We start from the raw sequence: 19868 nt of genomic DNA, 5'->3' as shown, positions 1-19868 counted from the left end.
ATGGCCGCGCGGCGTTTTGCGTTGCAATGTCGATTGCTCGATTACCTGTCGGCGCGCGTGACGAGACCGTCTGGAATCTCGATGCCGATGGACCGCGCCCGATCAGCCCGCCGAGATCCGACGTCTCCGGCCTTGCCTGTTCTCGGGCGAGAGGTCACGCCCGGCGCAGCGCAAAATGCGCGCCGCAAAACGCCATCACGGCGCCGAGGCCCAGCGCGGCGAGGCCGGTGAGCACGCCCGAAATGGTTGGGACAGAGCTGGGCGAGGCGGCCACCTGGCCCGCACCCGCCAGCACCAGCACGGCGACGGCGATCAGGAACTGGCGCATCCGCGGTGGGATGTCTCCCGACACGGCGCTGTCCATCAGCGTCGCGGTGAGATACCCGCCGGAGAAGCCGACGGTGGCGATCAGCCACCAGGCGATGGCGGCACCCGCCGGCATGAAGTCGGTGGTGTCGGACCGCCACAGGCCGCCGAGGTCGAGGCCGTAACGCGCCCCCAGCATGTGTACCGCGAGCGCGAGCAGCACTCCCGAAATCATGGCGCCGCCCAGGATCAGGCGGCGCGGAAAATAGGTCGTCTCGGCCATGCTTCGCTTGTAAGGTAAAATCGGCATTGCGCGCAAGCCGACGCCCTGAATTATTCAAAGCGCGCATGATCTTATGTCAAACCGCTTATCCTTTAGCGGATCATGCGCCGGCGATGAACGGGATTATCGGATTGTCACAGCCGCAGCCGCACAACGCAACGACATCGGCTTCATCAGCGCCAGTTATCAGCTACGCCTACAAGGCATCGCTGATCGGCGCTGCGCATCGCTTCGAACTCACCGAAGCCGGGTTGTCTTGGCAGGCTGGCAGCAGGTCCGGGGTCTGGCCCTATCTGGAAATCGCGGCAATCCGGCTATCGTATCGGCCAGTGTCGATGCAGTCACGCCGCTTTCGCGCCGATATCGAATCCACGAGCGGTCAGCGGATCGTCGTCCTCTCGACAAGCTGGCAGACCGTCGCCCTGATGGCGCCGCAGGACCGCGACTATCGCGCCTTCATCGAGTCATTGCACGCCCGGATGCGAGAGGCCGGAAGCGGGGCCACGCTGATCGGCGGCATCGGGCCGAAAACCTATGCCGCCGGCATCATGCTGCTGGTGCTGGTTGCGATCGCGATCGCGGGGCTTCTCCTTCGCGCCGTCGCTACCGGCGAATGGGCGGGCGGCCTGTTCCTGATCGGCTTTGCCGCGTTGTTCACCTGGCAGATCGGCGGCTTCGTCCGGCGCAACCGGCCGCGGGCCTATGCGTTCGATCATTTGCCCGAGGCACTGCTGCCGTAATCTCGCAAGCCGCAATCGACCGCAATGAAATGTGACTTCGCGGGATCGCTGAAGCCCGCCATCGTTGTGGGGTCGGTTCGGATGCGGCCCGGAGGCGGAAGGTGGAGGAGGCAAGCAACCGGTTGCCTGACGCGGGCGAGATCGCGGATATCACCGCCAGGCATTTGATCCGCACGCCCCTAAAGCCCGCCGATCTCCTGTTTGTGTTCGGCACCCGCGAGGATGTCGGGCGGCGTGTCGATGAAGCCTTCAGACTCTGGCGCGAGGGCTTGTTTCGCTGGTCGATCGTCAGCGGCGGCGTGACGCCGGGCTCCGGGCTTTCCGAATGCGAAATCATCAAGGCCGCGATGGTGGCGCGCGGAATTCCGCCGGAGCGCATCCTCGAAGAACATCGCTCCACCAACACCGGCGAAAACGTCGTGTTTTCGCTGCCGATCATCGAAGCCGTGCTTGGGCTGAAAAATCTTCGCAGCGTGATCTGCCTCGGCAATAGCTGGACCGCGCGGCGTTATCCGATGACGCTGCACCGGCACTGGCCGGAGGTCGAGAAGATGCTGGTCACCGTCGACAGTTTCGATACGCCGCGCGAACACTGGCATACCGATCCGGTTTTCCGGGCCCGGGTTCTCGCCGAATGGGACAAGATCGAGCCCTACAAGGCCAAGGGTTTTATCGCGGAGTGGCCGGAAACCTGAGCCGCGCGAGCGCGGTTGCCGTCACGGCCGGCCGTCTACTCGGTGGAATCGAAGTCCTCCTCCTTGGCGTTCAACATGCCCGCCAGCGTTTGCAGCCCTTTTTCGAGCTGATCCATCGCGGGCGCCGCCAAGGCCAGCCGTATCGCGTTCGGCGCATGCCCTGGAGTCGCCGCGAAGGTCGATGACGGCGTCAGCGCGATATCCCGCCGGGCTGCGGCGGCGGCAAATGCTTGAGATCGCCACTGCGGAGGTAATGTCAGCCAAAGATGATACGATTTGCTGTTGGCCTGGATGTCGAAACCGGAAAGGCAGGCGGCCGCGATTTTCTGGCGCTGCTGGGCATCGATCCGCTTGAGTCTCGAAAGTTCGGCAGCGGTCCCGTCGCCCATCAGGCGTTGCCCGGCGGCGAACGCATATCCCGATGCGGTCCATCCGCCGGAACGTACCGACGCCATGACACTTTCGCGCAGGCGGAGCGGGGGAACGATAAAGCCAAGCGACAACCCGGGGGCGACTTTCTTGGAGAGGCTGTCGAGCACAATGCACGATTCCGGCGCCAGTGCAGCGAGCGGCGGTCCGTCATCGAGAAAGCCGTAAACGGCATCCTCTATCACGACGAGGCCGAGTTTGTCGACCACTCGCAGCAGGTCGGTACGGCGCGATGACGGCATGGTGATGCCGAGGGGGTTTTGAATGACGGGCTGAATGTACAGCGCCGAGAGATGACCCTCGCGGTCGGCCTTCTGCACGGCGTCCGGCCGGACGCCGGCATCATCCATCGCCAACGGAACCAATGTCACGCCGAGCCGGGCCGCGATGCCTTTGATGAAGGGGTAGGTCAGCGCCTCAACGCCGCACCGGCCACCGGGCGGCACGACCGCGGCAAGTGCGGCGGCGATACATTGGCGGCCGTTGGCGGTGAACACCAATTGCTCTGCCTTTGGCGACCAACCCTCACGGGTTAGAAAATCGGCGGCAATGGCGCGCGCGGCTTGCGTTCCGGAGCTGGTTGAAGGTCTCAACGCGACTTCGAGCATGTCTGTCCTGTTCAGACCCTCCAGACTCTTCGCCATCAATGCGGATTGCGTCGGCAGCAGCGGATAGTTGAACTCAAGATCGATGCGGGCGCCGCGCGGCTCGCCGGGTGCGGCTGTTGCGTGCCGCGCTTCTCCGGAAATGAAGGTGCCCCGCCCAACTTCCCCGACGACCAAGCCGCGCCGCAACAGTTCGGCGTAGACGCGGCTCGCGGTCGAAGTGGCGATCTTGCGCTCGTAGGCGAAGCTTCGCTGCGGCGGCAGGCGATCTCCCGGCTTCAACGCGCCGCTGGCGATTTCGGCCGCGACGGCGTCGGCCAATGTCACATATTCGAACTTCGACAATATTGCACCGAGAGCAATGTTTTACTTGCTCCGATACAATTTCAGATTAATCCTTGGACATCAACCCCCGTTGTTGCCCTGAGATGTCAGGGCAATCTTACCACCGCCGAGGTGCCGTCGCTGTCGGCCAGCGTCGGCGCCTGGTGCGCCCTTTTGCCGGATGGATAGCCGGTCGGAGAACCGAAATGACCATGTCTTCCCAAAGCATGACGTCCCTGGACGCAGCAAAGTCTGGAGCTGGCGACAGCTTGCGCGGGATCGTTCGCTTGATCGGACATTGCGCGGATGCCCTCGCTGCCTATTGGGCGCGGCGCGCCGCGATCAAGATCCTGGCGCAACTGGACGATCGTGAATTGCGCGACATCGGGCTCACCCGCTCCAATATCGAAGCGGCGGTCGGCGGTGCCCTCAATCCGCAGATGGGGAGGCTCGATGACAGGTGATAGCGTCGCGACCTGAAGCTTCGGGCCGTCATGCCGTGGCCAGACGGTCCCACCTCGCACCAAAATCCCACCCATCGTCGGACCGATCGGGGATGCGCCGCCCCGCGGAGCGGGCGCGGGTGCGCCGCTCGCGCAGCCGGTTGATACGCGACACCGGCTGATGGACGGCGGCCAGCACCGCGTGCATCGCAAGCCGGGCGATTTGCGCGGCCAGCCGCAGCGCATGCGCGAGATATCCCCATCCAGCCGCGAGCCGGATAACGACAAGTATCTCCAGATACATCAGCGTGTCGCCGGCGAACAGGATCGCCAGATCGATCGGAAAGGTCTGCGCGAAGGCCATCGCAAGCATGGCAATGGCAATGAATTCCAGCACGCGGCGCAGCGTCAGCCCGCTGAGGAAGGCGGCGAACTGCACGACCAGCACCTCCCAAAGCGCGTCGCCGAACGCCAGCGGGATTTCGTAGCTCCATTTCCGCCACCAGTCCTTCACGCGGGTTCTCCGAAGCGTCAAGTCGTTCATCCTAATCGTGATTCTGAATCAGAATCGGCAGGTCAGAATCGTTGTCTATGTTTTTGTTCGGCATCATCTTTTCCGAAAAGCCGGCTGCCGTTCCGCGCCGGTCGGGACCATCTCCTAGTGCCGCACCACCAGCACCGAGCATTTGGCGTAACGCACGACATGGCCGGCGTTGGAGCCGAGGAAATAGGTGCGCATCGCCGGCCGGTGCGAGGTCATCACGATCAGGTCGGCATGCATGGCGGCGGCCTCCTCGAGAATCTCGTGATAGATGCCGCCCTGCCGCACCACGCTGGAGATCCGCTGCGGCTCGATGCCGGACTCGCGCGCCACGATGGTGAGCGCCTCTTCGGAGGTCTGGCGTTGCTGGGCGTCGAAATCGGCGGGCACATATTCCGCCAGCATCACCGGTGTCATCGGCAATACGTTGAGGAGGCGCACCGTGCCGCTCCAGGTCTGCGACAGCGTCGCCGCGGTCGCCATCGCGGGCTTCGCCAGATCGGTGTCGGCGAGATCGATCGGGACCAGAATGGATTTGAACATCTCACGCCTCCCTGTCCGCCACAGCCTAGCATAGTTTGACAGCTTGGCGACGCGGGGCGTGTTCGCTCCGCTAGAGCCCTTTCCGTTTCGATAGAATCGAGACGGAGCTCCAGATTCGCGATTTGACGCGTTTTCCTGACGCCAACCGGTCTCCACTCCGCTTGAAAACGCTCTATTCGTCCGAAGCGTGTTTCAACAGTTTGGGGCTGACGAACGACACCAGCTTGCCGCGGCGGAATGCCACGTCCTCCCAATCGTCGATCGCGAAGTCGAGGATCGCAAGGCCCGATGTCGGCAGGTTGTCGGCAAGCGCCTTGCGGCCGGCGGCGTCGCCGCCGCCGGTCAGCGCCAGCGCCAGCTCGTGCATGCCGGGATTGTGACCGACCAGCAACAGCCGCCGCGGATCGGCTTCCGATGCATGTCGGATGATCTGCAACAGTTCGGCGGCGTCGGCGCCGTAAAGTTCCGGCATCAGCTCGACCACCGGCTTCGGAACGAGATCCTTCATCGCCTCCCAGGCGACTTCCCAGGTCTGATGCGCCCGGATTGCGTGCGAAACCAGCACCGTATCGGGAAACGGCGGATGCCGGGCGATCCAGCGGCCGATTTCGGTCGCGTCACCATGGCCGCGATGGTCCAGCCGGCGGTCCTGATCGCGCCCCGATGGCGCGTCGTGTTCGGTCTTGGCGTGACGCAGCAGCATCAAACGGCGCATGGCGCAATCTCGATTCGTTTCAAGTCCGCGGGATTAATCTACCAGCTGCTCCGCGAGACAAGGTGACAAGCGCCCGATCGGTCCGTAAGAAAACGATATGAACGAGACTTCTGCAAGCAGGATCGATGCCGCAGCGCCGATGGAGCGCTTGCGGCTGTCGTTCGACCTCGATGTCGACATCGCGGTGGTCGGCGCCGGCCTTGCCGGATTGACGGTGGCGCTGGAGGCGGCAAGGCTGGGCGCCAGTGTCGCCGTGCTCGAAGGCCGGCATGTCGGCTGGAACGCCTCCGGCCATCAGCTTGGTACCGTGATGCCGGGCTACGGTCTTCCGATCGGCGATCTAATCGCGCGCATCGGCTTCGAAGACACCCGCGAACTCTGGGCGCTGTCGCGGCAAGGCGCCGACTATGTGCGGGCCAATGCGACCGAAGAATTGATTCCGGGCATCGCGCTCAGCGAAGGCGCGCTGGAAGTCTCCAATGTCGAGATCGGCGATGAGCTGATCGCCCGCCTGCAAATGCTCGGCGAGGATTTCGAAACGGAAGTGGAGGGCTGGCAGGTCGATCGCGTGCGCGCCGAGCTCAAGACCGATCATTATTTCCACGGCGTCTATTATCCGAAGGCGTTTCAGATCGATGGCCGCAAATACGTCCACGGCCTTGCCGCGCTGGCGCGGCGGGCGGGCGCGCGGATCTTCGAGGATACCCCGGTCGTCAGCATCGACGCATCCGGCATCCGCAAGCGCATCGTCACGCCGTCGGCGCGGTTGCGCGCTTCGCATATCGTGCTCGCGGGCAATATCCATTTGGGCGCGCCGCTGCGGCGGCTGTCGGACACCCTGCTGCCGGTCTGGCGCTATGCGGCGCTGACCGCGCCGCTGGGCGAGAGGCTTGCCGAGACGATCGCGTTTCAGGGATCGGTGACCGACAGCGACGGCATCGATCATTTCCGCGTGGTCGAGGGCGACCGGCTGATGTGGGCCAGTCCGGAAACCACTTGGGCGGCGAACCCCCTGCGTTTTGCGCCGGCGATTGCGCGCAGGATCCGCACGATTTTCCCCCAGCTCGGAGGGGTAGAGATTACGGAGGTGTGGAGCGGCGCGATCGGGCAGACCGTGCACGGCATGCCGCAGATCGGCCAGTTGCGGAAGGGATTGTGGGTCGCCAGCGGTTTCGGCCGCCAGGGCCTGAACACGACGGCGATGGCCGGCCAGTTGATCGCCCGCAGCATATTGTGGGGCGACGAGCGCTGGCGGCTGTTTTCGCCGTTCGAACTGGTCTGGGCCGGCGGCGCCACCGGCCGGGTCGCCGGATATGCCATCGGCATGTGGGAACGCGGCAGCTCGGCGGCCGCCGGGGCATTGGCCCGTTATCGGGAGCGGGCGCGCGCCAGGGAGCGCATCAGCGAAGCGCGGCTGGCGGAAGCCAACCGCCAGGCCGGGACCCGCCCGCCTCAGCGCCGCCCGCCGCCGGGCCGCCCGCGTCCGCAGGGTCCGCAACGGCCAACACCGGTAAACCGCGAAGGCGAGGGCGGAGCTGGCGGCGGGTGAGGGCCCTCGCAAGAAAGTGAGAAATTTATGCCCCAATCGGTGTAACTTCCACTCGTGTGCCCCGTATTTGTGAGCGAACCATCCGGCATCTCGCCCCGCACGGAGACCTCCCATGATCGATCGCCGAATCCTGCTCGCGTCCGTCGCCAGTCTGCTCAGCCTTGCTGCCTTCCGCTGGCTGCGGGCTTCCCCGGCCCAGGCCGCGGAGAAATTCGAGGTCGAGAAGACCGATGCGGAATGGCGCGCGCAGCTGACGCCGCAGCAATACGAGATCCTGCGCCAGGAAGGCACCGAGCGGCCGGGCTCGAGCCCGCTGCTCAAGGAACATCGCAAGGGCATCTTCGCCTGCGCCGGCTGCGACCTGCCGCTGTTCTCCTCGGAGACGAAATTCGAGAGCGGCACGGGCTGGCCGAGCTTCTATCAGCCGCTGGAAAATGCCGTCGGCAAGACCGAGGACCGCACCTTCGGAATGCTGCGGACCGAGATCCATTGCCGCCGCTGCGGCGGCCATCTCGGCCACGTCTTCGACGACGGGCCGAAGCCGACCGGCCTGCGCTACTGTATGGACGGTTTTGCGCTGGTGTTTCATCCGGCCGCACCCTCGGCAACCTGACGCTTTCGCCCGGCAATTGTTGCCCGCCCGGCAAATCTGCCCCGGTCCCTGGACCGGGGCATTGTCATTTAAAGGATTGAAATAATTAGGTTTCCGATACTGGCATAGCGCTTGCGACAGTCTCCTTCGAGTGTGGCCATGATTTTGCCGATCGGCTGGCCGCCGGGATCGAAATTGGAGACGATGTTATGGGTATCTTCGATGCTCTCAATACCGCGGTTGGTGGCCTGCAGTCGCAATCCTTCGCGCTGCAGAATATCTCCGGAAATATCGCGAACGCCTCGACCACGGGCTACAAGGGAATCGATACCAGCTTCGAGGATTTGATTCCGGACGCGACGACACCCAGCAGGCAGGTGGCGGGCGGCGTGACCGCCTTTGCGCAAGCCACGATCACCACCCAGGGCACCGTGTCGACGACGACCGTCGGCACCAATATGGCGATCAACGGCGACGGCTTCTTCAACGTGCAGAAGTCCACCGGCACCGTCGACAACGTGCCCCAATTCTCCGGCGTCACCGACTATACCCGGCGCGGCGATTTCCAGGTCAATGCCAACGGCAATCTGGTCAACGGCGCCGGATATTTTCTGATGGGCGTTGCGGTCGATCCGAAGACCGGCAATCCGCTTGGAAACGTTCCCAAGGTTCTCCAATTCCAGAATAATTTCATTCCGGCGCAGACCACAACCTCAATCAACTATGCCGCCAACCTGCCGTCGACGCCGACCACGGCCACCAGCGCCACGTCGACAGCCGGCACGATCAATGCCCTCGGCGGCCTCAATCCACACGATTTCAGTGTCAATCCGATGCCGACCAGCACGCCGGCAACGCCTGCCGGCGACAATACGATTACCGGGACCGCTGCGAACCAGGTAGGCCCCGCGGGTCCGATCACCACCTCGACCGTGCTGTCAGGCGCCGTTAACGGCCTGGCGTCGCCATTTGCGGGTGGTGACACCATGACGGTCAACGGCACGGTGATCCATTTTGTGAACACCGGCTCAACCGCCGGCACGACAGCCGCCGGCGTCACTCCGATCAACGTCGATATCAGTGACACGGTCGGGACCTTGCTCGGGAAGATCGATGCAATCACCGGCACCACGGCCGCGTCGACCATCACCGGCGGGGCGATCACGCTGCACACTGGTACGGCGGGCAATCTCTCGGTTGCCAGCAGCAATTCGACCGCGTTCTCGGCCCTGGGTTTTTCGGGGACCGTAACGCAGTCGCTCACGCCGCCGCTGACGGCAGGAACGGGAACGGTCATCGCCAACGACCAGCAGACATTCTTGAACGAGTCGATCAGTGGCGGCGCTCTGACGGCTTATGATTCGACGGGAACCGCTGTCAACCTGCAGTTGAGATGGGCAAAGACGGATAGTGCAGCGCTCGGAGGTACTCACACCAACACCTGGAGCCTGTTCTACCAGGCGGATCCGAATGCGACGGGCACGCAGGTGGCCTGGGTCAATGCCGGAACCAACTTCACGTTCGGAGCGGCGGGTGCCCTGACCAGTCCCGCCACGCCCTCCATCACGATTCCCAACGTCACCGTCGGCAACCAATCGCTTGGAAACCTGGCGTTCAGCATCCCGTCCGGCGCCCTGACCCAATATGCTAGCACCGGCGGCACCGCGACGATCAACGCGGTGACACAGAACGGCTACGCCGCCGGCCAGCTTCAGTCGGTCGCCATCAACAACAACGGCATCGTCGTCGGCACGTTCTCCAACGGGCAAAATCTCGATCTCGCTTCGGTCTCGCTGTCGCACTTCAACGGCACCAACTACCTGAAGGCACTGGACGGCGGCGCCTATGCGGTCACCGAGCAATCCGGGCCGGCGATTCTGGGCGCCTCGGGCACCATCAGCGGTTCATCGCTGGAAGGGTCGAACACCGACATCGCGTCCGAATTCACCAAGCTGATCGTGACCCAGCAAGCCTATTCCGCGAACACCAAGGTGATCACCACAGCCAACAGCATGGTCCAGGATCTCCTGAACGTGCTGCGTTGATTGTATGCGCAAGAGGTCGGCGCAGTTTTGACCTGAGGCGGCTAACATGAGTTTGGGTTCAGCTCTCGCTACCGCGATGTCTGGTTTGCGTGCCAACCAGGCGGCGCTTTCGATCACGTCATCGAACATCGCCAACGCGCAGACGCCGGGTTACGTCAGCCAGAGCATCAATCAGGTTGAGGTGGCAACCGGTGACACCGGGGCCAGCGTCCTCGTCACCGGCGTCAACCGCCAGCTCAACCAGTTCATACAGTCGCAATTGCGGACCGAGACCGCCGGCGGTGCCTATGCCGACCAGATGGCGAGCGTTCTGACCCAGTTGCAATCCATCTATGGAGCGCCCGGATCCGCCGGGTCGCTCGAAACCGCTTATTCGAATTTTACGACGGCGCTGCAGGCGCTGTCGACGACCTCGGGGAGCTCCTCGTCGCAGATCTCCGCCGTGACGGCGGCCCAGACCATGGCGCAGCAGCTCAACTCCACGACGCAAGGCATTCAAACGCTGCGGACCAATGCCGAGCAGGACCTCAACATCTCGGTGGGGCAGGCCAACGCGGCGATGACCCAGATCGCGAACCTCAACACCCAGCTTCAGGGATTGAAACCGACCGACCCGACCGCCGCGACGCTGATGGACCAGCGCGACCAGGCCATCAACAAGCTGTCGCAGCTGATGGATATCAAGGTCTCCACCACCGGCAACAACCAGACCTCGGTCTACACCTCCAACGGCGTCGAACTGGTTGGAGCCCAGGCGTCCCAGCTCAGTTTCAATTCGCAGGGCACCCTGAGCGCCAATTCGCAATGGAACAGCAATCCGGCGCTGTCGTCGGTCGGAACCATTACCTGCACGCTGGCGAACGGCGCCAAGGTCGACATGATCGCCACCAACTCGATCAGTTCCGGCCAGATCGCCGCCGATGTCACGCTGCGCGACAAGACGCTGGTCCAGGCGCAGGCACAGGTCGATCAGCTCGCGGCGTCGATGTCGAGCGCGCTGTCGGACAAGACCACCGCCGGCACCGCGGTGGCCGGCCCGCCCGCGGGCTTCAGTCTGGATCTGTCGAACACGTTGCCGGGCAACTCGATCAGCCTGACCTACACCGACGCCGCAACCAAGACTCAGCACCAGGTTTCGATCGTCAACGTAACCGATCCGGCCGCGCTTCCGCTGCAAAACGCGCCCAATGCGAATCCAAAGCAGATCGGGTTCGATTTCTCCACCATGACATCAGCGCAATTGAATGCGGCGCTCGCCGGCAGCAATCTTCAGTTCAACCTGTCCGGTTCAACCCTGACGGTGACCAATACCCTGGCCAATTCGGCGACCGTCAACGCGGCGTCGGTCACGAAAACCGCCTCGTCGCTTGCGAACGGCAACCTGCAGTTTCCGCTGTTTACCGACGGAAATTCGCTCTACACGGGTGTGTTCACGGGGGCCGGCGCGCAGCAGACGGGCCTCGCCGGGCGTATCACGGTCAATGCCGCGCTGGTCGCCGATCCCTCGAAGTTCACGGTTTACAATACCTCGCCCTTGACCAATGCCGGCGATACGTCGCGTCCCGACTATCTCTATTCGCAACTGACGACCGGCACCTACACCTACTCGCCGCAGACCGGGCTCGGCACGGCGGCGACGCCCTTCAAGGGAACGCTGAGCGGTTTCATGCAGCAGTTCCTGAGCCAGCAGGCCAACGCGTCGACGTCGGCGACCCAGCTCCAGCAGGGACAGGATGTCGTCGTCAGCGCGCTGCAGCAGAAGATGAACTCGACCTCCGGCGTCAATATCGACACCGAGATGTCCAATCTGATTTCCATCCAGAATACCTATGCAGCCAATGCTCACGTGATGTCCGTGGTTCAGACCATGATGACGAGTCTGATGCAGGTCCAGGTGTAAGGCGGTCGATATGGCAATCAATGGCATCACCTACGGCACTTCTTCTGTCCTCAACCAGTCGGTGCTTTCTCTCAAGAATCAGATGACGGCGCTGCAGTCGCAGCTCACGACCGGCGAAAAGTCGACCACCTATGCGGGGATGGGCGTCAACGAGGGGTTCGCGATCGCCGCGCGCTCGCAGCTTTCGAATATCTCCGCGTTCACCGATACCATGTCGAACATCAACACCGACATCGGCATCGCCAACACGGGACTGCAGTCGCTGGTCGACATCGGAACTACGATGGTCAATGCGGCGAATAGTACGATGCAGACGCTGAGCAGCGCCGGCCAGACCATCGCCCAGCAGACGGCGTACTCGCAGCTGTCCTCGATGCTGGGCATTCTCAACCTGCAGGCGGGCGACCGTTATCTGTTCTCGGGCTCCGCCATCAATACGCCGGCGGTAGCTCCGGTCGATACCATCCTCAACGGAACCACCACCCAGGCCGGCCTGAAGCAGGTGATCTCCGAGCGCCAGCAGGCCGATCTCGGCACCAGCGGTCTCGGGCGCCTGATCGTGGCTTCTCCGAGCACGAATTCGGTGCAGGTGGTCGAGGATGCCGCCGGCTCGCCGTTCGGCATGAAGCTGAGCGCGGCCTCATCCACGTTGACCGGCGCCACGTTGACCGGTCCATCGGGATCGCCGTCAGGCGTTTCGATCAACCTCGCCACCAATCCCAACAATGGCGACCAGGTCAAATTTTCGTTCAATATGCCGGACGGCACCACGGAATCTTTTCAGCTCACGGCCTCGAGCGCGACGCCGCTGCCGACCGGCAGTTTCGCCATCGGCGCGACCCCGGCCGCGACCGCCGCCAACCTGAAGGCTGCGCTGACCACGGCGATCGGCACGCTTGCCAATACATCGCTGGTGGCGGCGTCGGCGATCGCGGCCGGCAACGATTTCTTCAGCTCGGCCGCAACGGTGTCAGGAGGCGGGGTCACCAACAAGGCTACGCCTCCCGCGCCGATCAGCGGCGCGACGCTGTTGTCCGGCGCCGCGGGCACGGACTCGCTGGCCACCAGTTTCGCGCCGGGCGACAGCATCACCGTCAACGGCACGCCCATCACCTTTGTCGCCTCCGGCGCGACCGGCAATCAGCTCAATGTCACCGACAGCGTCCAGACAATGCTGACCAAGATCGATTCGATTACCGGCACCTCGACCCCGTCGACCGTCACCGACGGGGTGATCGCGCTGCACAACGACAGCGGCACGGGCCTCACTCTGTCGGCTTCAAACTCCGCCGCGTTCGCGGCGCTCGGCTTCGGCGCCATCGCGACCCAGCCGCCGATTGCGGTCGCGGGAAGCGCGGTCAACAACCAGGCGTCGACCCCTGCGCCGATCACCGGCGCGACGCTGTTGTCCGGTGCTGCAGGCACGGACTCGCTGGCCGCCAGCTTCGGGCTCGCCGACAGCATCACCGTCAACGGCACGCCCATCACCTTTGTCGCCTCCGGCGCGACCGGTAACCAGCTCAATCTCACCGACAGTGTCCAGACGCTGCTCTCGAAAATCGATTCGATCACCGGAACCACGATCCCGTCGACCGTCAATGGCGGCGCGATCGCGTTGCGCAGCAACGCCGGCTCGAGCCTGAACGTCACGACTACGAATGCGGCCGCGTTCGCGGCGCTTGGCTTCAGCACGCCTCCGTCGGTGACGTTGCCGCCGCTGCAGGTCGCAGGAAGCATCGTCGATAACAAGGCTGCGAGCCCTGTGCCCATCAGCGGCACGACGACGTTGTCCGGTGCTGCGGGCACGAACTCGCTTGGCGCCAGTTTCGCGCTTGGCGATACCATCACCGTCAACGGCACCACCATTACCTTCCTCGCCTCCGGCGCGAGCGGCAACCAGCAGATCAACGTCACCGATAACGTCCAGACGCTGCTTTCGAAAATCGATGCGCTCACCGGCACCACGGCCGCGTCGACCGTCAGCGGCGGCGCGATTACGCTGAAGAGCAGCACCGGCACGAGCCTGGCCGTCACGAGTTCGAACGCGGCCGCGTTCGGGGCGCTGGGCCTCGGCGCCGCGAACGCGGCACTGCCGCCGCTGCGGGTCGCCGGCTCCCCACTTGGTACTGCGACGTCGCAGGTCGCGGGCACGCCCGCGAATACCGTCACCTGGTACACCGGCGAGTCCGGTCCCGGATCGGCCCGCGCAACGGCGACCTCGCGCATCGATCAGTCGGTGACGGTGCAATTCGGCATTCGCGCCAACGAGCAGGCCATTCGGACGCAGCTGCAAAATCTCGCGGTTTTCGCCGCGGTCACGACCTCGCCGACGAATCCGAACGGCGCCTTGCAGGTCCAGGCACTCAGTCAGCGGGTGACGCAGAATCTCGAGCCGCAGACGGGGCAGCAGACCATTCAGGATATTCAGGCCGATCTGGCCACCGCGCAGGCGACCATGAAAGACGCCGGCGCGCGGCAGACGCAATCCAAGGCGATGCTGCAGAACATCATCGACCAGGCGGAAACCGTCTCTACCGATCAGGTAGCCAGCGAGATCCTGGCGCTTCAGACCAGCCTGCAGGCGTCCTACCAGACGACGTCGATGCTCTCTCAGCTGACGCTGACGAAGTATCTTCCGGTCGGCTAGTCCGCGGGCGCTGCTGGCGGGTGAATTCCGCCGCTGCGGCGGCAGCGGACCAATCGCGGTATGGGGCAAGTCATGTCAGACGGCGGCGTTCGACGTCATGCGACCTGGGAGCCGGCCTCCGGCCGCTCCCGATCATCTTCCGCCATGGCCGAAATGTTCCTGCCGCTGGACCGTCTGCTTGGCGGCGGCGGCGATCCGCGACTGAGCATCGATCCCGCGAGCGGGTTGAACCAATATGGCTGCCGGCCTCTGCCTTGCCCGGGCACGCTGAGCTTTGCTTCGAGCACCGCGACATCGATTTCCGAGCGGGCTTACGCGCGCGCGAGCGATGCGCGGGAATCGCTGATGCGGTCCGCGATTGCCGTCGGGATCGAGCAAGCGCTCGACGCACGTATCGAAGCGATGCGCGGTGAATTGAAGGATCATTTCGGGCTGTCCCGGTCCGGCGTCGAGGTCGTCTTTTCCCCGTCAGGCACCGACTCGCAGCTTCAGGCGCTGTTCCTGACGCGGGCGGTGCTCGGTCCGGCGTTGACGACGGTCATTGTGGCTGCCGATCAAACCGGAAGCGGAACCGGCGATACCGCGCGAGGGCGTCATTTCAGCACCGCGACGGCGAGCGGAAGCCGGGTTCGAAAGGGAGAGCCTGTCGCCGGGCTCGCTCATTCCGTGACCAGCGTTGCGCTCCCATTGTTCGACGCGACCGGCCATTGCCGCCCGCAAGCCGACAGCGATTCACGGGTTCTCAGCGCGGTCGAAAAATCGCTTGCCGATGGAAGCGGCGTGCTTCTTCAAATCATGGATTCGTCCAAGCTCGGCTGGCGGGCGCCGAGCGAACAATGCCTCGACGAAATCAGGCGCCGCTGGCCCGACCGGGTGCAAATCGTTGTCGATGCCTGCCAAATGCGCCTTGGCCGGCCGCGGCTGCGAAAATATCTCGACCGCGGTTGCATCGTGATTGTCACGGGCTCGAAGTTCTTCACCGGGCCTGCCTTCAGCGGCGCGCTGCTGGTGCCCGCGGGCTTCTCCGGGGTTCTCGATGCAGTCCCGCGGATTGCGCCGGGACTCTATGAATATAGCAGCCGTGGCGACTGGCCGAGCAGTTGGCCGGCGCTGCGCGCGCGCTTTCCGGTCAGGGCAAATTTCGGCCAGTGGCTTCGCTGGGAAGCCGCGCTCGCGGAAATCCGGTCATACTACAGCGTGCCGGACGAATTTCGCAGCTTGGCTCTGACGACATTCGGGCAGGGGGTGAAGCAGATCATCGCGTCGTCGCGATCGCTTCACCTGCTGCCGCCCCAAGAGACGCTGCAAGCGACGCCGCAAGACGGCGGCGTTGACGATGAGGAACTGGCTCAGCCGACGATCTTTCCGTTTGTGATCCGGCACGAAGGCCGCGCGCTATCGCTCGCCGATTGCAGGAAGATCCATCGGGCGCTCTCCCGGAATGCAGGCGACGCCATTGCCGTGAACGAGAGCGGCCGCGAGCAGCAGATCGCCGCGCAGCCCTGCCTGGTCGGCCAACCCGTCGCGTTGGGGGAAGCCACCGCGCATCCCGTCGCCGCGCTGCGTATCTGCGCGGGCGCACGTCTCGTCACCGAGGCGTGGTCGCCGGACGGGGAAACCGCGGCCGCCAATGTGCGGCGTGAACTGGGTCGCGTCGGCGCGGTCGTCTCGAAGATCGAGTGGTTGCTGGCACATCTGGGCGTTCTGCCGTCGGCCGAACCATCCCGGGGCGCGCTGTCGCCGGCCTGACCGTGGAATTGCGGCCCGGCGCGTTAGGTATTCGTTAACCACGTCTATTTACTGTTTGGTGACAATCAGGGCTGCCGCCTTGCCGTTTCGGAGCCGATCATGACCGACCAAATTCACCTCGTGGTGGCGACGCCCTGCTTCGGCGGGCAGGTCTCCAGCATCTATGCCGGCTCCATCTTCCAGCTGCAGCGGGCGGTTCGTGCCAAGTCCAATCTCGACCTCTCGGTCACGCTGCGCGACGGCGACGCGCTGATTACGAGGGCGCGAGCGAACCTGGTCACGCTTTTTCTCGACGACCCCACCGCGACCCATCTTTTGTTTGTGGATGCGGACATCGGTTTCACGCCCGACCAGGTTTTTCGGTTGATCGAATCGGGAGCGGATGTCGTGGCCGGTGTCTATCCCATCAAGCGGGTCAACTGGAACAAGGCGAGGCGGATGCTGCAGTCCGACCGACCGGCAACTCCGGGGGGCGAGCTCGACTACGTGCTGGAGATCGACGATCCCGACCATGTCGTCGCCGTCAGCGGATTTACGCGTGTGCGCTACGCGGGAACCGGCTTCCTGATGATCCAGCGCCGAGTGCTGGAAAAAATGTGCCAGCATCCCGACTACGCAGCGCTGCAGTTCTTCCGCGAACATTCGCTCGATGCGCTCGCCGGAAGTCCCAATCGCTTTGCGCTGTTCGATTGCATGATCGACCACGCCACCGGCACCTATCTCAGCGAGGATTTCGCCTTCTGCAAACGCTGGACCGATATCGGTGGCGAAATCTGGGCCGATCTCGAAAGCCGCCTCGATCATGTCGGCCCGTCGGTGTTTCAGGGCGATGTCTCCTCGCAATTTGCCGCGGCCGCAAGCGCGCCGGCGAGAGCCGCGAATGCCGCTTGAATCCGCGCCGGCACTGAGCGCCGTGCTGCGTCCGCCGCCGTGGCGCGGTCATCCCCTTTGCACGTCATGTCCGGAGTTTTCATATGCTGCCCGATTCTGATCAAGCCAAAGCCGAGCCGTTCTGCGCGGATCGAATCGGATTTGCCAAACTGACCGCGATGGCGTTCAACGGTGTCGATCTGCGTCCGTTGCGCGACGAATTGATTGCGAAAGTGGTCGGCGGAACGGCCGGTCCGGGCGAGGGGCTCGATCTCTCGCTGATTGCGCAACTGCTCGGCGAAAAAGCGACAGGCCTGTCCATTCAGGCGGAAGTGCTCGGCTTCCATCAATTGTTTCGCTCGCCATGCTCGGCCGAGCCGCCGAGACTGCGCGTGCTCGCGCTCGCGGCCGCAATCGACATGGGCGGCAATACGCCGATCGAGTTCCTGCTGGAAGAATCCGGCATCGAGCTGAAGACGCTCTACGTCATGCCGGGCATCGACTTGCCACTGCCCGATCATGACGTTGCGATCGTGATCGCTTCCGACAGCGACGAATGCCACGAGGCGCTTCGCATCATCGATGAGATGGCGCCGCGCTGGCCGCGGCCGATGCTGAATGCTCCGCGTCTTGTCTGTCACCTCGATCGTGACAAATTGCATCGTCTGCTGCAAGGCGTCGTGGGGCTGGACATTCCGGCGACGATATGCGCGACGTCGGCGCAATTGGCGGATGTGGCTCAGGAAAATCTTTCGCCCGCGTACATCGCGGCCGAGCTTGCGTTTCCCCTCATCGTCCGGCCGCGCGGTTCGCATGCCGGCGTCGGGCTCGCCAAGATCGACGATCGTGCCGCGATCGGCCGATATCTCGCCGAGCGCACCGAGCAGGAATTCTTCGTTTCTCGCTTCGTCGACTACGCCAATGAAGACGGGCTGTTTCGCAAGTATCGCGTCGTATTCGTCGCTGGCAAGCCTTACGCCTGCCACATGGCGATCGCCGACCGCTGGGACATCTGGTATCTCAACGCCGGAATGTCCGACAGCGCGTCCAAGCGTCTCGAGGAAGAGACATTCATGCGCACCTTCGACTTCGGCTTCGCCCGCCGCCATGCCACTGCGCTCGCCGGCATGGCCGAACGAATCGGCCTCGACTATTTCACGATCGACTGCGCGGAGAACAAGTTCGGGGATCTCTTGATCTTCGAGGCGGACAACACCGCGGTCGTGCACAACATGGATTCGCCCGAACTGTTTCCCTACAAGCCTCCGCAAATGCGCAAGATCTTCGAGGCATTCGCGGCGATGCTGATGCATCGCGCGCGGGAGGGACGGGAGCGCGCGGCGTGACCGAATTGTTGCGCGAGGCGCCGCCGCAATCCAAATCGAGCGGGACGCTCGATCCGAAACCTACCCCGAGCGAGACGCTCGACCCGAAGGATTGGGACGACATCCGCGCGCTCGGTCATCGCATGCTCGATGACATGATCGACTACGTCGCCGACATCAGGGAACGCCCGGTCTGGCAACCGATACCGGACGGAGTTCGCGCGCGGTTTCACACCGCACTTCCGCGGGCTGCTTCCGATCTCGGCGAAGTCTATCGGGAGTTCACCGACTTCATCGTTCCCTATGCGACCGGCAATGTTCATCCGGGCTTCATGGGATGGGTGCATGGCGGCGGCAGCGCGGTCGGCATGCTGGCGGAAATGCTGGCGGCCGGACTCAATGCCAATCTCGGCGGTCGCGATCACATGCCGATCGAGGTCGAGCGCCAGATCGTCGAATGGACGCGCCAGATGTTCGGTTTCCCCGACAGCGCCAGCGGAATTTTCGTCACCGGCACGTCGATGGCCAATCTGATGGCCGTGCTGGTGGCGCGCACGGCCGCGCTCGGACGATCGGTGCGCCACCACGGCCTCGGCGGCGACGGCGCAGTGTTGACGGCTTACGCTTCGACGGCGTCGCATGGCTGCATCAGCAAGGCGATGGATATCGCCGGCTTCGGCAGCGATGCGTTACATTGCGTCCAGGTCGATCGATATCACCGCATCGACGTCGAAGCACTACGCGCGAAGATCGCGCTGGACCGCTGGGCCGGTCTCAAACCGTTCCTCGTCGTCGGCTCCGCCGGCACGGTGGATATCGGCGCCATCGACGATCTCGCCGCATTGAGCGCGCTGTGCCGCGAAGAGGGACTCTGGTTTCACGTCGACGGCGCCTTTGGCGCGCTCGGAATTCTCTCGCCGGAGTTGGCGCCGCGGCTGGCGGGAATCGAAGGCGCCGATTCGATCGCGCTCGATTTTCACAAATGGGGACAGGTTCCCTATGACGCCGGCTTCCTGCTCGTCCGCGATGGCGTTCGGCACCGCGACGCCTTTGCCGCGCCGGCGGCGTATCTGCGCCGGGAAATCCGCGGGCTCGCCGCGAACTCGCCCTGGCCCTGCGATCTCGGTCCCGATCTGTCGCGGGGGTTCAGGGCGCTCAAGACCTGGTTCACGCTGAAGGCCTACGGCACCGAGAAGCTGGGCGCGGTGATCGCGCGCACCTGCGCGCTTGCCCGATATCTGGAAGCGCGGATCCTGGCCGAGCCGCAGCTGGAGCTGATGGCGCCGGTGCAGCTCAATATCGTGTGCTTTCGCTATCGCGCGCCGGAAGCCAACGAGGTGAACGGCGACATCGTCATCGACATCCAGGAGTCGGGCGTCGCGGTGCCGTCCACCACGCTGCTCGGCGGCGAGCTCGCGATCCGCGCGGCGATCGTCAATCATCGCACCGATGTCGGCGACATCGACGCGCTGATCTCGGCGGTACTGGAGTTTGGAGCGCAGCGATCGTCTTCGCGTGACGACCGCGTGCTGCAGGTCGAGCAGTCGCCGCCGCTGGCGATGTAGCG

The 19868-nt window shown here is 64.0% G+C and carries 17 protein-coding genes; 12 read left to right on the top strand and 5 right to left on the bottom strand.

All coding sequences use genetic code 11. The annotated features are described in order from the left end of the window. Positions 1-154 precede the first annotated feature (154 nt). The gene (locus B5525_RS40190) at positions 155-589 is read right to left on the bottom strand and encodes a hypothetical protein (RefSeq protein ID WP_079571789.1); all 435 of its coding nucleotides are present in this window, start codon (positions 587-589) and stop codon (positions 155-157) included. A gap of 113 nt (positions 590-702) precedes the next feature. Between B5525_RS40190 and B5525_RS40185 the strand changes: the two genes are divergently transcribed. Together B5525_RS40185 and B5525_RS40180 are read left to right on the top strand one after the other, a co-directional pair. Beyond that, the gene (locus B5525_RS40185; RefSeq protein WP_244567743.1) at positions 703-1329 is read left to right on the top strand and encodes a hypothetical protein; all 627 of its coding nucleotides are present in this window, start codon (positions 703-705) and stop codon (positions 1327-1329) included. 101 nt (positions 1330-1430) lie between these two features. Then, positions 1431-2024 (top strand): YdcF family protein, encoded by a 594-nt coding sequence (locus tag B5525_RS40180; RefSeq protein WP_079571787.1) that lies wholly within the window; start codon positions 1431-1433, stop codon positions 2022-2024. A gap of 35 nt (positions 2025-2059) precedes the next feature. Here the strand turns inward: B5525_RS40180 and B5525_RS40175 are convergent, their stop codons facing one another. Further along, the gene (locus tag B5525_RS40175) at positions 2060-3403 is read right to left on the bottom strand and encodes a PLP-dependent aminotransferase family protein (protein ID WP_079571786.1); all 1344 of its coding nucleotides are present in this window, start codon (positions 3401-3403) and stop codon (positions 2060-2062) included. Between the two features lie 185 nt (positions 3404-3588). Here B5525_RS40175 and B5525_RS40170 point away from each other — a divergent pair, with 185 nt between their 5' ends. After that, positions 3589-3846, top strand: a complete 258-nt coding sequence (locus B5525_RS40170) for a DUF1127 domain-containing protein (RefSeq protein WP_244567742.1) — start codon at positions 3589-3591, stop codon at positions 3844-3846. Positions 3847-3874: 28 nt separating this feature from the next. Here B5525_RS40170 and B5525_RS40165 read toward each other — a convergent pair whose 3' ends face one another. The 3 genes from B5525_RS40165 to B5525_RS40155 form a co-directional block, all read right to left on the bottom strand. Further along, positions 3875-4360: a hypothetical protein gene (locus tag B5525_RS40165; RefSeq protein WP_154073729.1), complete on the bottom strand. Its 486-nt coding sequence runs from the start codon at positions 4358-4360 to the stop codon at positions 3875-3877. A gap of 123 nt (positions 4361-4483) precedes the next feature. Continuing rightward, entirely contained in the window at positions 4484-4909 is a 426-nt protein-coding gene (locus tag B5525_RS40160; RefSeq protein ID WP_079571780.1) for a universal stress protein, read from the bottom strand. A 172-nt stretch (positions 4910-5081) separates the two neighbouring features. Beyond that, entirely contained in the window at positions 5082-5624 is a 543-nt protein-coding gene (locus B5525_RS40155) for a SixA phosphatase family protein (RefSeq protein ID WP_079571778.1), read from the bottom strand. 97 nt (positions 5625-5721) lie between these two features. Here B5525_RS40155 and B5525_RS40150 point away from each other — a divergent pair, with 97 nt between their 5' ends. The 9 genes from B5525_RS40150 (at position 5722) to B5525_RS40110 (ending at position 19866) form a co-directional block, all read left to right on the top strand. Further along, positions 5722-7173 (top strand): NAD(P)/FAD-dependent oxidoreductase, encoded by a 1452-nt coding sequence (locus tag B5525_RS40150; protein ID WP_079571777.1) that lies wholly within the window; start codon positions 5722-5724, stop codon positions 7171-7173. A gap of 112 nt (positions 7174-7285) precedes the next feature. Then, positions 7286-7786, top strand: a complete 501-nt coding sequence (gene msrB, locus B5525_RS40145; RefSeq protein ID WP_079571775.1) for a peptide-methionine (R)-S-oxide reductase MsrB — start codon at positions 7286-7288, stop codon at positions 7784-7786. 188 nt (positions 7787-7974) lie between these two features. After that, complete coding sequence (locus B5525_RS40140; protein WP_079571773.1) at positions 7975-9810, top strand: flagellar hook-basal body complex protein; 1836 nt, start codon at positions 7975-7977, stop codon at positions 9808-9810. Positions 9811-9856: 46 nt separating this feature from the next. Continuing rightward, positions 9857-11710 carry a flagellar hook-associated protein FlgK gene (gene flgK, locus B5525_RS40135; protein WP_079571771.1) on the top strand — a complete coding sequence of 618 codons (1854 nt, stop codon included), beginning with the start codon at positions 9857-9859 and terminating at the stop codon, positions 11708-11710. Positions 11711-11720: 10 nt separating this feature from the next. After that, positions 11721-14357 carry a hypothetical protein gene (locus B5525_RS40130; RefSeq protein ID WP_079571770.1) on the top strand — a complete coding sequence of 879 codons (2637 nt, stop codon included), beginning with the start codon at positions 11721-11723 and terminating at the stop codon, positions 14355-14357. 72 nt (positions 14358-14429) lie between these two features. Then, the gene (locus tag B5525_RS40125) at positions 14430-16106 is read left to right on the top strand and encodes a hypothetical protein (protein ID WP_244567741.1); all 1677 of its coding nucleotides are present in this window, start codon (positions 14430-14432) and stop codon (positions 16104-16106) included. Positions 16107-16205: 99 nt separating this feature from the next. Continuing rightward, a complete protein-coding gene (locus tag B5525_RS40120) occupies positions 16206-16997 on the top strand; it encodes a hypothetical protein (protein ID WP_079571766.1) in 792 nt (263 codons plus the stop codon). Positions 16998-17080: 83 nt separating this feature from the next. Beyond that, on the top strand, positions 17081-18322 hold the full coding sequence (locus B5525_RS40115) for an ATP-grasp domain-containing protein (protein WP_079571765.1): 1242 nt from the start codon (positions 17081-17083) through the stop codon (positions 18320-18322). 5 nt (positions 18323-18327) lie between these two features. Continuing rightward, entirely contained in the window at positions 18328-19866 is a 1539-nt protein-coding gene (locus B5525_RS40110; protein WP_244568125.1) for a pyridoxal phosphate-dependent decarboxylase family protein, read from the top strand. Positions 19867-19868: the final 2 nt, after the last annotated feature.

This window comes from Bradyrhizobium erythrophlei (assembly GCF_900129505.1).
In the GTDB taxonomy this organism is placed as follows: Bacteria; Pseudomonadota; Alphaproteobacteria; order Rhizobiales; family Xanthobacteraceae; genus Bradyrhizobium; species Bradyrhizobium erythrophlei_D.
The sequence above is the reverse complement of the archived record's forward strand: the minus strand, read 5'-3'. Positions and strand labels throughout refer to the sequence as shown.